The sequence below is a fragment of the Rhodococcus sp. 06-418-5 genome (assembly GCF_002258285.1).
Lineage (GTDB): Bacteria > Actinomycetota > Actinomycetes > Mycobacteriales > Mycobacteriaceae > Rhodococcoides.
This window is the reverse complement of the sequence record NZ_NOYE01000039.1, coordinates 1-16,544: the sequence shown is the minus strand read 5'-3', so window position 1 is coordinate 16,544 and position 16,544 is coordinate 1. Positions and strand designations below refer to the sequence as shown.

The following is a 16,544-nucleotide window of genomic DNA, read 5'->3' as shown; positions in this document are numbered from 1 at the left end:
TTGCTGGTCGTGACCCTTCGCCTGCATGACACCGAGACGAGGGCCCTGCGGGAATTCACCCCCTTGGTCCCTGGCCATGTATCGGTGTACCTGTGTGGGGCGACGGTGCAGGGCGAACCGCATATCGGCCACGTGCGCAGCGGCGTCGCCTTCGACGTACTGCGCCGCTGGTTGCTGGCGCACGATTACGACGTGGCGTTCGTACGCAACGTCACCGACATCGACGACAAGATCCTCAACAAGGCACGCGACGCAGGCCGTCCGTGGTGGGAGTGGGCCGCGACCTACGAGCGATCCTTCACGTGGGCGTACGACCGGCTCGGGGTGCTGCCGCCGTCGGCGGAGCCGCGCGCGACCGGGCACATCACCCAGATGGTGCAGATGATCGAGCGCCTGATCGAACGCGGCCACGCCTACGCCGATTCGTGCGGTGACGTCTACTTCGACGTGCAGAGCTTCCCGAGCTACGGCGCACTGTCCGGGCACAAGCTCGACGACGTGCACCAGGGCGAGAGCGTCGCCGAGGGCAAGCGTGATCCCCGCGACTTCACGCTGTGGAAGGGCGCGAAGCCCGGCGAGCCGTCGTGGCCGACGCCGTGGGGTCCCGGCCGCCCGGGCTGGCATCTCGAATGCTCGGCGATGGCAGAGAACTACCTCGGCTCGGAGTTCGACATCCATTGCGGCGGACTCGATCTGGTGTTCCCGCACCACGAGAACGAGCGGGCGCAGTCCATGGCGGCCGGTGACGGCTTCTCGCAGTACTGGCTGCACAACGGATGGGTGACGATGGGCGGGGAGAAGATGTCGAAGTCTCTCGGCAACGTTCTCTCGGTACCGAACGTGCTCGAGAGGGTTCGGCCGCAAGAGCTTCGGTTCTACCTCGGTGGTGCGCACTATCGGTCGATGCTCGAGTACTCCGACACCGCTCTCGAGACCGCCGCCGTGACGTACCGGGGAATCGAAGGGTTCGTCCGTCGAGCCGTCGAACGTGCCGGTGAGGTACCGATGGGCAAGTGGACCGCCGGGTTCGCCGAGGCCCTCGACGACGACCTCGGAGTTCCCAAGGCGTTGGCCGAGATTCACGCCACCGTCACACTCGGCAACACAGCACTCGAGTCCGGCGATCTACCGGCTGCGGCGGAGTACGCGGGCAGCGTGCGAGCGATGCTCGACATCCTCGGTGTCGATCCGCTCGATCCGCATTGGAGCCGCGACAGCGGTTCCGACTCGGCCGCCCTCGGCGCTCTCGGCGTGTTGGTCGAGGCCGAGCTGGAGCGTCGAGCATCGGCGAAGGCGGCCAAGGACTGGGCCACTGCCGACGACATACGGACACGACTGGCGAAGGCCGGAGTCGACGTGACAGATACACCCAACGGGCCCGAATGGTCGCTGGGTACGAGCAAGACCGACGAAGCAGGTTTGTGATGGCAGGCAATTCGAGTAGGCGCGGCGCGATCCGCAAGGACGGCACCAAGAAGGGGCAGGTCGCCGGTTCCGGCGGCAAGCGTCGTAAGGGCCTCGAGGGTCGTGGGGCGACGCCTCCCGCCTCCGAGCGCACCAAGCATCCCGCCGCGCGTCGGGCCAAGCTCGCCGAGAAGTCCGCGCAGAATCGTGGCGGCAGCACCGGTGGCCGCGCGGGTGGCAGGCCGGCCGGACGCAAGGCCGAAGACGGTCCCGAGGTGGTATTGGGCCGCAACCCGGTCGTCGAGTGCCTGCGGGCAGGCGTGCCCGCCACCGCACTGTGGGTTGCCGTCGGTACCGACAGCGACGATCGCCTCAAGGAAGCCGTGCAGCGCGCAGGCGATGCGCGGATCTCCATCCTCGAAGTTCCTCGCTCTGATCTGGACAAGCTCAGCGCCAACGGATTGCACCAGGGCCTGGCCCTGCAGGTGCCCCCGTACCGCTACGCGCACCCCGACGATCTGATCTCGAACGCGCGCACGCACCAGGAGCCGGCACTGCTCGTGGCTCTCGACAACATCACCGACCCGCGCAACCTCGGTGCCGTCGTGCGTTCGGTGGCTGCCTTCGGCGGTCACGGCGTGGTGATTCCGCAGCGGCGCAGCGCGAGCGTGTCGGCAGTGGCATGGCGAACCAGTGCCGGTGCCGCAGCTCGCCTGCCCATCGCGCGAGCAGTGAATCTGACTCGCACACTGAAGGATTGGCAGTCCAAGGGTGTCACCGTCGTCGGTCTCGACGCGGGCGGCGACACCGAACTCGACACCTTCGACGGTAAGGGGCCGGTCGTCATCGTCGTCGGTTCCGAGGGCAAGGGCCTGTCGCGTCTTGTCAGCGAGACCTGCGATCACATTCTGTCGATCCCGATGGCGGGGCCGGTGGAATCGCTCAACGCGTCCGTCGCCGCAGGCGTCGTGCTGGCCGACATAGCTCGGCAACGCCGCGGGTAGACCTAGGTTCTGATGCGGGCGGCGGTGTCGTGCATCGCCGGGATCACGGTCTGGACCATGTCGGTGTCGGTGTAATTCCTCGCGTGCAGTGACGTGTTCAGCGCGGCCACGACGGTGCCGTTGCTGTTCCGCAAAGGCACTGCAGCAGCACGCATTCCGACATCCAGTTCGTCGACCACCTCGGACCACCCGGCTGCGCGCACTCGGTCGATCTCGGCACGTAGTGCGTCTCGATCGACGAGCGTGCGCGGGGTGAGGGCTTCGATGGGCGCGTCGGCGAAGTAACGCTCCAGCTCGCTCTCGGGCAGCGCTGCGAGCAGCACTCGACCCGAAGACGTTGCGTGCGCGGGGAATCGAGTGCCCAATGTGATGACGACCCGCAGCATGCGCGACGACGGAACGCGCGCGACGTAGACGATGTCGAATCCGTCGAGGATCGCCACCGAAGTCGTTTCGCCCAATTGACGTGCGAGCGTTTCGATGTGGGGTTCGGCCAAACGCGGCAGGTCCATTCCGGACAGGAACGTGAAGCCCAGGTTCATCACTCGTGGGGTGAGGGTGAACCGACGGCCGTCCTGGCGGACGAATCCCAGTTCGGCCAGCGTCAGCAGCAGTCGGCGGGCCGTAGCTCGAGTGACTCCGACGGCCCCGGCGACCTCGGTCAGAGTGCGGGCGGGATGTGCGTCGTCGAAGCACTGCAGCACGCTCAGGCCTCGTTCGAGTGACTGCACGAACCAGGCGGGGCGTTGGTCGTCGGGGGCGATCTCGGCCGTCATGGTTCGAGTCTGCCTCATCGCCCTGATCGCGCTGCATCACACCGCTCCGTGCTTGTGGTCTTGACCACAAGAGCTGCCTCTGGTTACAGTTGTGCGAATAACAAACAACTGTGCGCGATGCGCACAAAATCGAAGGGCCGACAAGTGAACGTTGACGTCGCAGTCGCGGACGGATCCAGAGCACGGAAAGCTGCCATCGGCAGCTTCGTCGGTGCCGTGGTCGAGTGGTACGACTTCCTGCTGTACGGCATCATCGCCGCGCTGGTGTTCAACTCCCAGTTCTTTCCGAGCGTCTCGCCCGCAGTGGGCGTGATGGCCGCGTTCGCGACCTTCGGTGTCGGTTTCCTCTTCCGGCCCCTCGGCGGAATCTTCTTCGGCCACTTCGGTGACCGCCTCGGACGCAAGCGGATGCTGATCTGGACCATGTTGCTGATGGGCGTCGCAACGGCCCTGATCGGTCTGGTTCCCAACTTCGAGTCCATCGGCTGGTTCGCGCCGCTGCTGCTGGTGCTGCTGCGCGCGATTCAGGGCTTCGCCGTCGGCGGCGAATGGGGCGGAGCATCGCTGATGGCCGTCGAGAGTGCGCCGGCGAAGAAGAAGGCGTTCTACAGCAGTGGCGTCCAGGTCGGCTACTCCGTCGGCCTCATCCTCGCCACCGGCGCGGTCACCATCATGAGCAACCTGCTCAGCGACGACGCATTCACCAGCTGGGGCTGGCGCGTACCGTTCCTGGCCAGCGCGGTGCTCGTACTGTTCGGCCTGTGGATCCGATCCGGTGTCGAGGAATCGCCCGTGTTCGAGCAGGCAGTCGAGGAGAGCGGTGAGAAGAAGAAGCTGCCGGTCATCCAGGCGATCACCGAGCACCCCGGTTCGTTCCTCAAGATCATCGCGCTGCGCATGGCCGAGCTGTTCACCATGTACATCGTCACCACCTTCGCGCTCAGCTACACCGTCAACGAACTGGGCTACGAGCGCCAGTTCATGCTCAACGTCGCGCTGCTGGTCGGTGCCATCGGCATCCTCAGCATCCCGGCCTACGCGGCGGTCGCCGACCGCTTCGGCCGCAAGCCGATCTTCGTCACCGGTGCCGTCGTGGGCGCACTGGCTGCCGTGCCGTTCTTCCTCTCCCTGCAAGCGGCATCGGTGGTCGCCATCGTGATCCTCGCCGTCATCCTGGTCAACGTCTCGCACGACATGGTGGTCTCGGTGCAGCAGCCCCTGTTCACCGAGATGTTCGGCCCGGAACTGCGCTACAGCGGTGCCGGTGTGGGCTATCAGGTCGCCAGCGCGATCGCCGGTGGCTTCACCCCGTTCATCGCGGCCGCTCTGGTGAGCTGGAACGACGGCTCCTGGCACTACGTCGCGGCGTACCTGGCCCTGGGATGCATCATCTCGGCCGTGGTCGCAGCGCTGATGAAGAACATGGGTTCCTCCGACGTCACGTCCGTCTCCGTACAGGCCCCTGCAGCAGAAGGTGTTGTTGCAGAGCGTGTCTCGAAGTCGGTATGAGCTCGCTGACCCTGGTCGGTTCGCACGCGTCCACCGCGATGTCACCCGCGCTGTGGACGCGTGCGTTCGAGATCGCCGAGGTCTCGTCCAGTTACGACGCCTGGGAGGTCGTCGACGCCGCCGGCCTACCCGACGTCGAGAAGGCTCTCCGGGGCGGCCGCACCGATGCTGCGAACGTGACGATGCCTTGGAAGCACTGGGCCGCAACGGTTGCCGACGAGGCCGATCCGGATGTGACGGTCTCGGGGGTGGCGAATCTGCTGTTCCTGCGTTCGGGTGCGCTGTTCGCCATGAACACCGACATCGCGGCGGTCCGAGCCGCGACTGCGGGACGTACCTTCGGATCGGTACTTCTGCTCGGAGCCGGTGGTGCCGCGCATGCTGCGGCATTCGCCTTGCACGCCCGCATCGACAGGCTGGTGGTCTCGGATGTCGACCGTCGTGCAGCGGCGGCTCTCGTCGCCGAACTCGACGGGTACGACGGTTCCGTCGCGGTCGTCGACTGGTCGGATCGAGCAGTGGATCTGGGCTCCTACGACCTGGTGATCAACGCGACGCCCATCGGACGAGACGGCTCGGAGGATCAGCTCGCCTGGGGCGCAGGTGAACTGGCACCGACGGCAACGGTGTACGACTTCGTCTACGCCGACATGCGCAACGCCGCCGAGTCCTACGCCGCCGATCGAGACATCGAGCTGATCGACGGATGGACGCACCTGTTCCACCAGGCCGATGCCATGGTTCGGCCGCTCGGACTGCCCGACCGGATGTCCGATGCATTGCGACGCAGCATTCGTGAAATCTGTCCCGCCGCTGCCGGAATCAACCGATAGCGCGGAAGCGCACCAGAGTGCCGGGGGTCAACTGCGCGGCCACGGACACGTCGGCTGCGGTGACGACGGCGATCACCGGATACCCGCCTGTGACGGGATGGTCGGCGAGAAACAGCACGGGCTTCCCTGACGGGGGAACCTGCAGAGACCCGAGAACCATTCCCTCACTGGACAACTCACCGTCGATTGCGCGGGCCAGGGGCTCGGATCCGTCGAGCCTGATCCCGACGCGATCGGTGTCCGGTGTGACCGTCCACAGCTGCTGCACCAGCGTCTTCGAGGCGTGCTCGGTGAACCAGCCGTCACGCGGCCCGAACCTCACGTGCAAGGTCTCGTGGAGCGTGGGCGGCGGCACGAAATCTGCAGCAGGCCATTCGGCGCTGCCGTTACCGACGTTCAGAACATCGCCAGGAGAGAGAAGGGCCGGGCCGATGCCGGACATCGTGTCCGTCGACCGACTGCCGAGGACGGTAGGAACGTCGATCCCACCCCGCACGGCAACGTAGCTGCGCAGACCCCATGTGGGCGCGGACAATTCCAGTGTCTGTCCGGCTCTGAGGGTGATGGTCGAGAACAGTCCCTGCTCTGTGCCGTCCACGCGGCAGATCACGTGCGCCCCGGTGACGGCCACGAGAGCGTCGAACTCGGCGCGGACCTTCAGGCCACCGAAGGTCGCTTCCAGTGTGGCGGCGTCGGAGTCGTTGCCCACCAATCGGTTCGCGGCATCGTGCGAGAGTCGGTCTGCGGCACCCGAGCGACCGACGCCGATCGACGCGAATCCGGGTCGTCCGCGATCCTGGACGGTGCACAGTGGTCCCGTCTGCAGAACGGTCAGGGCTCTCATGCCTGCTCGAATCGGACGATGGTGCCGGGCCGCAGCAGCGCGGGTGGATCGCGGTCGAGATCCCACAACCGAGCGTCGGTGCGTCCGATCAGTTGCCACCCGCCGGGGGAGGAGCGCGGATAGATGCCCGAGAACTCACCCGCTAGGCCCACCGAACCGGCCGGAACGCTGGTGCGCGGCGACGTGCGCCGCGGAACATGCAGTCGTGCATCGGTGCCGACGAGGTAGCCGAAGCCGGGTGCGAAACCGCCGAACGCGACGGTCCACGTCTGATCGACATGGGCGGCAACGACGTCGGCGGTGGACAGGCCGGTCAGTCGGGCAACCTCGTCGAGGTCCTCGCCGTCGTAGAACACCGAGATCGTCACGGTGTCGGACCGGTCGTCTGTGGTCGTGACTGCGGGTTCGGTGGCCGCGATCCAGTCCAGAACCGGCTGCTTCGGCCCGTCGAACATCACCAGGACCGTGCGTGCGGCTGGTACCAGATCCACGACCGCCGCGGGTGGGTCGGTCGTCAGAGAGCGGTAGTACGCCATCGTCTCGTCAAGCCCGTCGAATTCGACCAGCAGTGCGTCCTCACCGGCCGGGTGAATCCTCATCGGACGAATGCGGAGATGTCGATACCGTTGGCGCGCAACAGGTTCGATACGGCCGCGGCCATCACGACCGCGCCGGGGGAGTCGCCGTGCAGACAGATCGACTCCGCCCGGACGTCGATGGTCGAGCCGTCCACGGCAACGGCGGTGCCGTCGGTGATCATGGTCAACACGCGCTGGGCGACGGCGTCGGGATCGGACAGTACGGCACCGGGTTCCGAGCGCGAGACGAGCGCCCCCTGCGGGGTGTAGGCGCGGTCGGCGAAAGCCTCTGTGACAGTTCGGAGTCCGGCTCGTTCAGCTTCCTCGAGGAACACCGAGCCGGGCAGGCCGAGCACCGGCAATGTCGCGTCGTAGGCGGCGACGGCGTCGACCACGGCCTTGGCCTGGCCGCGGTGGTGCACGATCGCGTTGTACAGCGCACCGTGCGGTTTGACGTAGGCGACGGCCGAACCGGAGGCTCGAGCGAGGCCGTCGAGTGCGCCGATCTGATAGATCACGTCGGCGGTGAGATCGGCGGGGGAGACGTCGAGAAAGCGCCTGCCGAACCCGGCGAGGTCGTGGTAGCCCACCTGCGCTCCGATTCGTACCGCCGCTGTCGCGGCCGAGCGGCACGTCCGCAGCAGAGTGGTGGGATCACCGGCATGGAAGCCGCACGCAACGTTGGCACTCGAGACCAGGGCGAGCATCGCGTCGTCGTCGCCGAGAGTCCACGCACCGTAGCTCTCGCCGAGATCGGCGTTGAGGTCGATGGACACCCTCGACATCCTAGGCGGCGACCAGTCGTCCGGAATTGGCCTTGCGGGTTCCGCCGATCGCGCGGCACACGAGGTAGATCACGAAGGAGATGGTGGTGACGAACGTCGAGACCGGCAGGCCGGGAGCAAGGGAGAGCAGGATGCCGCCGACGGCGGCGATCTCGGCGAAGACGATCGACAGCAGCGTCGCCTTCAGCGGGCTTGCCGTCACCCGGGCGGCGGCAGCGGCCGGGGTGATGAGCAGCGAGAGCACCAGCAGCGCGCCGACGATCTGCACACCGAGCGCACAGGCGACACCGACGAGCACGGCGAACACCACCGAGAGTGCGCGGACGGGGACGCCGCGGGCCAGCGCCACCTCGGGGTCGGTGCTGGCGAACAGCAGCGGACGGTAGACCACGGTGAGGACGATCAACACCAGGACCGCGCACACCAGCAGGAGCTGAATACCGCTCTGTCCGACGCCGACGATCTGTCCGATGAGCAGCGAGAAGCTGGTGCCGGTTCGGCCCGGGTAGAGCCAGATGAACAGCACCGACAGGCCGAGACCGAAGGACATGATCACGCCGATGACCGAGTCGCGGTCGCGGGCCTTGCTGCCGAGCAGGGCGAACATGACCGCCGCGACCACGGACCCGACGATGGCTCCGAGGCCGACGGTGATGCCCACGAGCAGTGCCGCGGAGGCACCGGTGAGCGAGAGCTCACTCGATCCGTGCACCGCGAACGCCCATTGGCGGCTGACGATCAGCGGACCGAGTGCGCCTGCGAGCAATCCGAGGATCGCGGCGGCGAGCAGTGCCTGCTGGACGAAGTCGTAGGTCAGCAGATTGGCGGTGGTGTCGAAGTCGAGCATCTTCGAGAATGCGTCGAGAACCTTCTCGTTCATGCCTTGTCTTCTCTGTCGTGCGGCACGGGTGGATGGTGGGCTCCTGCCGAGCCGAGCGCGTCGATCGAGTCGCCGGTGCCGACGACGATGAGCCGGCCGCGAACTTTCAGTACCTCGACCTCGGTGCCGTAGAGCTCGGAGAGCACCTCGGTGGTCATGACTTCCTCCGGCGTTCCGATACGGAACCGGCCGTCGACGATGTAGACGATGCGATCGACGAGCGGCAGGATCGGGTTGATCTCGTGGGTCACGAACAGCACTGCGGTGTCGTGCTCCCGTCGTCGACGATCGATGAGGCTCGAGACCAGAGATTGGTTGGCGAGGTCGAGGCTGAGCAGGGGTTCGTCGCACAGCAGGACCGACGGATCGCCGACGAGTGCCTGGGCGATGCGCAGCCGCTGCTGTTCACCGCCGGACATCGAGCCGACCGGCGCACCGGCGAAGGAGTTGGCGTCGACCTGATCGATCGCGCGCTGCACCGTCTCCTTGCGCTGCCGCATGCCGCGCAGGCCCATGCCCCACCGATGACCGTCCCAGCCGAGCCCGACGAGATCGCGTCCGCGCAGGGGGAGATCGTCGTCGATGTTTCGTTGCTGGGGCACGTAGCCGACGCCCGACTGGCCGCGACGGACGGGATTGCCGTCGATCGCGGCCGTGCCGGATGTGAGGTGATTCTGACCGAGCAGCACTTTCAGCAGAGACGTCTTGCCCGATCCGTTGGGGCCGAGAACGGCGACGAACTCGCCTTTCTCGACCGTCAGGTCCAGGTTCTGCCACAGCGTGCGCTCGCCGAACGCCAGTCCGGCATCGCGCAGTTCTACAGCAGGCATGTACTACAGCTTTCCATCAGCCGGTCCGAGATCAGGAGTCGGATCGGCTCAAGGGGCCGTTGCGAGGGCGGCCTGCAGATCCGTCGCTGCCTTGGTCTGCCACTCGATGTACGTCATCCCGGCGGGCAGAGTCTCGGTGACCTCGACGACGGGGATGCCCGCGGCCTCGCTCGTGGAGCGAATATCCTGCGTCACAGCATCTTCGGTCTGGATGTTGTAGATCAGAGCGCGGACGGACTTCGAGGTGAACAGATCACGCGTCGCGGCGATCGAAGCGGGCGACGGGTCGTTGCCCTCCTCGATGGAGTCCTTGAAGTCCTCGGGAGTGCGATCGTCGAGTTCGGATTCCTCGATCAGGTAGTGCGCGATCGGCTCGGTCTGCGCCACCGGTGCGCCCGGGTGATCGGCGGCGATCTTCGCCGTCACGTCGGTGATGCCGTGTACTTGCTCGTGGAACGTTTCGGCGTTGGCGGTGTACTGGGCAGCGTTGTCGGGGTCGAGCTGACCGAGCTTGTCGGCGATCTCCTCGGCGGTGTGCGCTACGACCTCGGCGTTGTACCAGACGTGTTCGTTGACCTCGCCGTGCGAATGGCCGTGATCGTCCGCTGCCTCTGCCTCTGCCTCTGCCTCTGCCTCTGCCTCTGCTTCGGCCGTCGCGTCGCCGGAGGTGGGCTCGGACTCGTGATCGTGGCTCTCGTCGAGCAGGGTGTACGCATCGACCGACGGCACGTCCTTGCCCTCGGATCCGAGGATGTCCTCGATGAACTGGTCGTAGCCGCCGCCGTTGTAGACCACGAGCGACGCCTCGGCGACGGCAGCGGCGTCGGCCGGGCTGGCCTCGTAGGAGTGCGGATCGGCTGAGGGATCGGAGATGAGCGAGGTCACTGTGGCCAGGTTGCCCGCCACTGCCTCCGCGACGCTTCCCCAGACGTTCGTCGACGCGACGATCGTGATCGGTCCGTCGACGGGGGTGGCCGGGGCAGACTCGGTGCTCGCGGAGTCGGTTGAGCTGCATGCGCTGAGCGTGAGGGCTGCGGCGCAGGTCAGGCCGAGTGCGGCCGTGAGTTTGGTCCGGGACGCGCGACGGATGGACGACATCGATGTACTCCTGAAGGGCAAGGCTTGACGCTAATGGAAACCGTTACCGTTGTACTCTAGCGTTCGATTGGCCTTTGTTCGAATCGGACGAAGGCGACCTCGAGTTTCTCTGCGGTGCGTTGTGGGACTAACGTCCCGGTTATGGCCAGGTCGAGCGAACCGCGACGTCAAGCGACGTTGGCGTCGATCGCAGCCGAGCTGAAGGTATCGCGCACCACCGTCTCGAACGCCTACAACCGACCCGATCAGCTCTCCCCTGAACTTCGCGAACGCGTCCTCCAGGCCGCCAAGCGTCGCGGCTACGCGGGCCCCGACCCGGTCGCGCGATCACTGCGCACCCGCAAGGCCGGCGCCATCGGACTGCTCCTCACCGAGGCGCTGAGCTATTCCTTCCGCGACCCCGCCGCGATGAGCTTCCTCGCCGGACTCGCCGAATCCTGCGAGGCCGCCGGGCAGGGACTACTGCTCATCCCCGCCGGTGCCGAACGCGACGACGTGCAGGCCGCCGCCGTCGTGCAACAGGCCGGAGTCGACGGGTTCGTCGTCTACTCCGTCGCCGACGACGACCCGTACCTCGCTGCGGTTCGCGAACGTCATCTGCCGATCGTCGTCTGCGACCAACCCCGCAACATCCCCGAAGCCGCCCTCGTCGCCATCGACGACCGGGGCGCAATGAAAATGCTTGCCGCACATCTGATCTCACAGGGACACGAGCACCTCGCCGTCCTGTGCATGCGGCTCGGACGCGACCGTCGCGACGGCGTCGTACCCCCGGGACGGTTGGCAGACAGTCACTTCCACGTCCAGCGTGAACGCATCGCCGGAGTCCAAGCCGCCATGATCGACGCCGGACTCGACCCGGACATCCTCACCGTCGTCGAACGCTTCGACCACACCGTGCGCTCCGGCCACTCCGCCGCCGCCCAAGCCCTCCAGGCAAACCGCGAAACCACCGCGCTGCTCTGCACCACCGACGTGATCGCCCTCGGCGCACTCAACTTCGCCAGAGTCTCCGGAATCGATGTGCCGAGCCAACTCTCGGTCACCGGATTCGACGGCATCTCCGACGCCATCCGCGAGAACCTCACCACCGTGCGCCAGGACGCCGAGGAAAAAGGCCGTCGAGCGGGCAAACTGGTGCTCTCGTCCTCGCACTCGGGCATCGTCGCCGCCGAAACCCTGCCGACCGAACTCTTCCGCGGCCGAACCGCTGGACCGCCGCCGGAACAACCGCCCGCAATCGCCTGACCTTCGCCGCCGCCGCTCGCTCCGCTCGCCTTCGCGTCAATGCACCATTGCACGCCTCAGACGTATGCAATGTGCCATTCACGCAGCGGAGCCCCGTGGGTGAATGGACCATTGCACGGCTCAGACGTATGCAATGGTCCATTGACGCGGAGCGGTGCGGCGGGGCGGAGGTCAAGCAGGCTGGGCGCTGAGCAATCTCGCGCAGCGCAGCAGACCGAGGTGACTGTAGGCCTGCGGATGGTTGCCGAGGGATCGTTCGGCGATGGGGTCGTATTCCTCACTGAGCAGTCCGGTGGGGCCTGCGGCGCTGACGAGTTGGGCGAACAGGGCTTCGGCTTCGGCGCGCTGTCCCACCAGAAGGTATGCCTCCACCAGCCAGGCCGCGCACAGGTGGAAGCCGCCTTCGCCGCCGGGGAGTCCGTCGTCGTGGCGGTAGCGGTAGACGGTCGAGCCGCTGCGCAGTTCGGCTTCGGTGGCGGTGACGGTGGCCGCGAAGCGCGGGTCGGCCGGGTCGATCAGTCCGGACAGCCCGATGAACAGGGTCGCGGCGTCGAGGTCGGTGCCGTCGTACGCGGCGGTGAAGGACTGCACCTCCTCGTTCCAGCCGTTGGCGAGTACTTGCTCTCGGATGGTCTCGCGCAGAGGTGCCCAGCCGGGTTCCGTCGCACGGCCGAATGTTTCGGCGAGTCGGATGGCGCGATCGACGGTGATCCAGCCCATCACCTTGGAGTAGACGTGGTGGCGGGGGTTGTCGCGGATCTCCCAGATACCGTGGTCGGGTTCGAACCAGCGACGTTCGACGGCTTCGACCATGGCGCGGACGAGTTCCCAGTCATCTTCGGAGAGAACGTGTTCCGATCCTGCGGCCTTGCGTGCGTGGGCGAGGGCGGACACCAGTTCGACGATGGGGCCGAACACGTCGAGCTGAACCTGTTGGTTGGCAGCATTTCCCACCCGTACCGGACGCGAACCGGCGTAACCGGGCAGCTCGTCGATGACGGCCTCGGGTGGCAGGCCGAGGCCCCAGATGGTGTACAGCGGGTGCAGGCGTTCGGGACCCGACACCGACTCGAGTACTCCGTGGATCCAGGACAGGTAGTTCTCGGCCTCGGCCGTCGAGCCGACGTCGACCAGTGCTGCCGCCGTCAACGCCGCGTCGCGCAGCCAGCAGTAGCGGTAGTCCCAGTTGCGTACTCCGCCGATATCTTCGGGTAGCGAAGTGGTGGCGGCCGCCATGATGGAACCGGACTCGGCGTGCACCAGGCCGCGCAGAGTCAGTGCCGATCGCTTCATCAGATCGCGCTTGAGCGGCGGCAGATCCAGGCCGTCGGCCCAGTCCTTCCAGTACGCCTCCGATGCCCGACGACGCTCCACCTCGGCCCACGGGTGCTCGCTCAGATCATCCGTTCCGAGCCGCAATTCGAGAACGATGGGTCCGTTGGAGGGATCGACCTCGGCGTGTGCGGTTTGCTGGGATCCATCAGAGACGATGTTCCAGACGACGCCGGGGCTACGCAGCACCATCGGATCCGCGGTACCGAGAACGCGCAGACCGTCGACATCGGGTTCGAGTGAGGCCCACGCCTTTCCGAATTCCGGACGCGGCGCGAACGTGACCACGGCGGTGGCCTTGCCGGTGATGACGCGGGTCAGAGCGGTCTGACCCTGGCCGACGTCGTGCGGCAGGTAGTCGGTGACCTGCAGGCTGGCCCACTTGGTCTGCACCGTCATCGTGCCGTCCACGTATTGCTGGCTCAGCGGCAACGATGTACGGGTGGGCCCGACGCTGAAGTGACCGGCCTGATCGCCGCCGAGCAGGTGCGCGAACACCGCCGCCGAATCGGGTTCGGGATGACACAGCCAGGTGACGTCGGCGTCGGGGGTCAGCAGTGCAACGGCATTGGGGCTGGCCAACATCGTCAGTCGCTCGATACGCGGGGCGTCGGCTCCCGAGAGCCACTGGCGTCGCTCTTCGAGCAGAAACGCCAGGGCGAGCGCGACCTGCTCGGTGCTGTCGATGCGGAACTCCGCCAGGGTGTCTCCCGGCCCGATCTTGACGCCGATGTCCGGTCCGTGCAGGTGTCCGAACGCCTTCTCGTCCGTGACGTCGTCGCCGAAAAAGACTGCGGCAGTAGCGGCTTCCTGGTGGCGAAGAATGTCGAGCGCGACGCCCTTGTCGGTGACGATGACCGCCAACTCGATGACGGACTTGCCCTCGGTGACCTGCACCCCGTCCCGCGCAGCCGCGCCGGATCGCACGGCCGCGAGGGCCTCGTCGCCTGCGGCGGTCTCGGCGTTGCGGACGTGCAACGCGACGCTGGCCGGCTTGGTCTCGATACTCACGCCTGGATGGGCGTCGGCGATGGCCTGCAGTTCGCCGGTGATGACGGTGAGGAGCTTCTTTGCGTTGTCGTCGATGGCGTTGACGAACCCGGCGTCGAACTCGCTGCCGTGGCTGCCCACCAGCTGCACCTCGGACGGCAGCCGCGAGAGGATCGCGAGATCACGCAGGGCGCGTCCGGAGATGACGGCGGCGTTGGTTCCGGCCAGGGAAGCGAGCCCGCGCATGGCGCTGACCGACTCGGGGTGTGGGAACGCCTTCTGCGGGTCGGAGACGATCGGCGCCATGGTGCCGTCGTAATCGGACGCGACTAGCAGACGCGGAGTCCGAGCTACTCCAACGAGTGCGCGGCGAAGTTCGAGCGGCAATTCGAGAGCAGTCACCCGTCGAATCTAGGCGATGAACCCCGCCTCGGCGTACCTGGCTTTGTGCGCTCGGTGTATCACTGCTGGTCGGGCACCAGACCGGGCGACGGCGTCACACCCGAGGCCGCCGACATCGATGCAGCTGACTTGGTGACGATGGCCAACATGGCTCGCTGTGCGGCGTCGGCGTCACCGGACTGGATCGACGAGGCGACCACCCCGTGCAGTCGAATTGCCTCCGGGTCGGCCTGCCTCGACATCAGGGCATGGCGGGTACGTCCGGCGAGTACCTCGACCACGATGTCGGACATCGATCGCAACATCGGATTGCCCGACGCCGCGAGCAACGTGCGATGAAAATTGCAGTCGTGTTCGAGGTAGGCCTCGGAGTCGGCTGCTCTCGACGTCGACGACATTCCGATGACGGCGGCGGTCAACGCCCCGCATTGCTCGGGTGTCGCTCGGTGGGCGGCCAGCTTGGCTGCCAAAGGTTCGATCCCCGAACGTAATTCGCTGAGCAGTAGCAACTGTTCGGCGCGAGCCGGTCCGGCCAGTTGCCAGCGGATCACCACCGGGTCGAGTGAGTTCCAGTTCTCCGAGCCCTGCACGGTGATTCCGACGCGACGACGCACCGTGAGCAACCCCAGCGACTCGAGAACGCGCACGACTTCCCGCACGACGGTCCGCGACACGGTGAACCGCACGGCGACGTCGTCTGCCGAGATTCGGGTCCCGCTCGGGATCGCGCCGCTGACGATGTCGCGCCCGAGCTCGTCGAGCACCGAATCGTGCAGTTGGCGGAAGTCGTTGGTCTCGCTCATGTCCGGTCGATCGTCCCACGGGTTGCCCGGTTTCTCGCGTCTGTCCGATCCAGGCGGGCGCGATGGAGCAGTATCGAGGGATGGCATCGCAGACGACAGGTAGAGCACATCATCCGGTACTCGTGGTGATGGGAGTGTCCGGATCGGGCAAGTCCACGGTCGCGGGCATCCTCGCAGGTGCACTGAAATGGGACCTGCAGGAGGGCGACGACCTGCACCCGGACGCCAACGTGGCCAAGATGGCGTCGGGTCAGCCGCTGACCGACGAGGACAGATGGCCGTGGCTGGACGTGATCGCGGAATGGATCACCGATCACACCACCACGGGGCGATCGGGGATCGTGACGTGCTCGGCGCTCAAGCGGACGTATCGGGACGTGCTGGCGGCCGGGTCGAGGGAGGGGGCGGAAGTGATCTTCGTGCACCTGGCCGGAACGAAGGATCGGATCAGTGGTCGCCTCAACGCGCGGATGGACCACTTCATGCCGTCGTCGCTGCTCGACACCCAGATCTCGACCCTCGAGCCGCTGGGTGACGACGAGAACGCCATCGTCGTCGACATCGGTCCGCCCCCGACCAAGATCGCCGAGCGCATCCTCGTCGAACTCGAGACGCGGGCCGGGATGTCGGAGAGTCACTGAGAAACCGACTGGGGCAACTGCCGCCCAGCCAAGGACCGCTCACCCCTGGACGCGTGAATGGACCATTGCATACGTCTGAGCGGTGCAATGGTCCATTCACCCCGGCCGACCGGGCCGGCCACACTGCGTCAATGGCACTTTGCAGACGTCTGAACGGTGCAATGGTCCATTGACGCAGAACCGGGCTACGCCACGACGGCCTCGCGGCGGATCGGGCGTACTGCGCGGTCGGTGAGGAACGCGAATGCCAGTCCCAGAGTCAGCCACAGGGTCGCCTGGGTGGCCAGGGACGACAGTCGGAATTCCCAGAGCAGGGTGGCGGGGAAGTCCGAGCCGACCTCGTTCACACCGGGCAACAGTGCGTACCCGATGCCGACGATCACCAGGAACGCGAGCAGCGGTGCGCCGACGCGGATCGCCACCGAATGCTGCGATGCGACCGCCTTGGCGATGTAGATCCCGATCGCGACGGCCAGCAGACCGAGAATCACGGTCGCCAACCACAGCCAGGTGCGCTGGGTGATGGTCTCCGGATCGCCGACCGCGGGCGGGTTGGCCGGGTACTTGAAGAACGGCACCGCTTCGAT

16 protein-coding genes are annotated in these 16,544 nt (G+C 66.5%); 6 read left to right on the top strand and 10 right to left on the bottom strand.

From position 1 onward, the window contains the following. Positions 1 to 9 precede the first annotated feature (9 nt). A complete protein-coding gene (gene cysS / locus CH274_RS28705; RefSeq protein ID WP_032397416.1) occupies positions 10 to 1,425 on the top strand; it encodes a cysteine--tRNA ligase in 1,416 nt (471 codons plus the stop codon). Continuing rightward, complete coding sequence (gene rlmB / locus CH274_RS28700) at positions 1,425 to 2,408, top strand: 23S rRNA (guanosine(2251)-2'-O)-methyltransferase RlmB (RefSeq protein WP_032397190.1); 984 nt, start codon at positions 1,425 to 1,427, stop codon at positions 2,406 to 2,408. Before cysS ends, rlmB begins: the two co-directional genes overlap by 1 nt. A gap of 2 nt (positions 2,409 to 2,410) precedes the next feature. On the opposite strand, the gene CH274_RS28695 is transcribed toward rlmB, so the two are convergent. Continuing rightward, positions 2,411 to 3,184: an IclR family transcriptional regulator domain-containing protein gene (locus tag CH274_RS28695; protein ID WP_052050010.1), complete on the bottom strand. Its 774-nt coding sequence runs from the start codon at positions 3,182 to 3,184 to the stop codon at positions 2,411 to 2,413. Between the two features lie 144 nt (positions 3,185 to 3,328). Between CH274_RS28695 and shiA the strand changes: the two genes are divergently transcribed. Next, the gene (shiA, locus tag CH274_RS28690; RefSeq protein WP_230596973.1) at positions 3,329 to 4,693 is read left to right on the top strand and encodes a shikimate transporter; all 1,365 of its coding nucleotides are present in this window, start codon (positions 3,329 to 3,331) and stop codon (positions 4,691 to 4,693) included. After that, a complete protein-coding gene (locus CH274_RS28685) occupies positions 4,690 to 5,526 on the top strand; it encodes a shikimate dehydrogenase family protein (protein ID WP_094628446.1) in 837 nt (278 codons plus the stop codon). The genes shiA and CH274_RS28685 overlap by 4 nt, the downstream gene beginning before the upstream one ends. Here CH274_RS28685 and CH274_RS28680 read toward each other — a convergent pair. From CH274_RS28680 to CH274_RS28655, 6 genes are read right to left on the bottom strand one after another with little or no spacing between them, the layout of a single operon-like run. After that, the gene (locus CH274_RS28680) at positions 5,516 to 6,370 is read right to left on the bottom strand and encodes a biotin-dependent carboxyltransferase family protein (protein WP_094659642.1); all 855 of its coding nucleotides are present in this window, start codon (positions 6,368 to 6,370) and stop codon (positions 5,516 to 5,518) included. The two genes, CH274_RS28685 and CH274_RS28680, sit on opposite strands and share 11 nt — an antisense overlap. Beyond that, positions 6,367 to 6,969 (bottom strand): 5-oxoprolinase subunit PxpB, encoded by a 603-nt coding sequence (gene pxpB / locus CH274_RS28675; protein WP_094659641.1) that lies wholly within the window; start codon positions 6,967 to 6,969, stop codon positions 6,367 to 6,369. Before pxpB ends, CH274_RS28680 begins: the two co-directional genes overlap by 4 nt. Beyond that, positions 6,966 to 7,733 (bottom strand): LamB/YcsF family protein, encoded by a 768-nt coding sequence (locus CH274_RS28670; RefSeq protein ID WP_094659640.1) that lies wholly within the window; start codon positions 7,731 to 7,733, stop codon positions 6,966 to 6,968. Before CH274_RS28670 ends, pxpB begins: the two co-directional genes overlap by 4 nt. Before the next feature lies 1 nt (position 7,734). Continuing rightward, positions 7,735 to 8,613 carry a metal ABC transporter permease gene (locus CH274_RS28665; protein ID WP_032397186.1) on the bottom strand — a complete coding sequence of 293 codons (879 nt, stop codon included), beginning with the start codon at positions 8,611 to 8,613 and terminating at the stop codon, positions 7,735 to 7,737. Further along, positions 8,610 to 9,443 carry a metal ABC transporter ATP-binding protein gene (locus CH274_RS28660; RefSeq protein WP_032397185.1) on the bottom strand — a complete coding sequence of 278 codons (834 nt, stop codon included), beginning with the start codon at positions 9,441 to 9,443 and terminating at the stop codon, positions 8,610 to 8,612. The genes CH274_RS28665 and CH274_RS28660 overlap by 4 nt, the downstream gene beginning before the upstream one ends. A 48-nt stretch (positions 9,444 to 9,491) precedes the next feature. Continuing rightward, positions 9,492 to 10,541 (bottom strand): metal ABC transporter solute-binding protein, Zn/Mn family, encoded by a 1,050-nt coding sequence (locus CH274_RS28655; RefSeq protein WP_094659639.1) that lies wholly within the window; start codon positions 10,539 to 10,541, stop codon positions 9,492 to 9,494. Between the two features lie 141 nt (positions 10,542 to 10,682). On the opposite strand from CH274_RS28655, the gene CH274_RS28650 reads away from it, so the two are divergent. Continuing rightward, positions 10,683 to 11,789, top strand: coding sequence for a LacI family DNA-binding transcriptional regulator (locus CH274_RS28650; RefSeq protein ID WP_032397184.1), 1,107 nt, complete (start codon positions 10,683 to 10,685; stop codon positions 11,787 to 11,789). A gap of 171 nt (positions 11,790 to 11,960) precedes the next feature. Here the strand turns inward: CH274_RS28650 and otsB are convergent, their stop codons facing one another. Next, positions 11,961 to 14,513 carry a trehalose-phosphatase gene (gene otsB, locus CH274_RS28645; RefSeq protein ID WP_094659638.1) on the bottom strand — a complete coding sequence of 851 codons (2,553 nt, stop codon included), beginning with the start codon at positions 14,511 to 14,513 and terminating at the stop codon, positions 11,961 to 11,963. 59 nt (positions 14,514 to 14,572) lie between these two features. Further along, the gene (locus CH274_RS28640) at positions 14,573 to 15,316 is read right to left on the bottom strand and encodes a FadR/GntR family transcriptional regulator (protein ID WP_032397182.1); all 744 of its coding nucleotides are present in this window, start codon (positions 15,314 to 15,316) and stop codon (positions 14,573 to 14,575) included. A gap of 80 nt (positions 15,317 to 15,396) precedes the next feature. Here CH274_RS28640 and CH274_RS28635 point away from each other — a divergent pair, with 80 nt between their 5' ends. Then, positions 15,397 to 15,957 carry a gluconokinase gene (locus CH274_RS28635; RefSeq protein ID WP_032397181.1) on the top strand — a complete coding sequence of 187 codons (561 nt, stop codon included), beginning with the start codon at positions 15,397 to 15,399 and terminating at the stop codon, positions 15,955 to 15,957. 185 nt (positions 15,958 to 16,142) lie between these two features. On the opposite strand, the gene CH274_RS28630 is transcribed toward CH274_RS28635, so the two are convergent. Beyond that, the coding region (locus CH274_RS28630) for a CbtA family protein (protein ID WP_143546657.1) at positions 16,143 to 16,544 on the bottom strand (402 nt) is incomplete at its 5' end.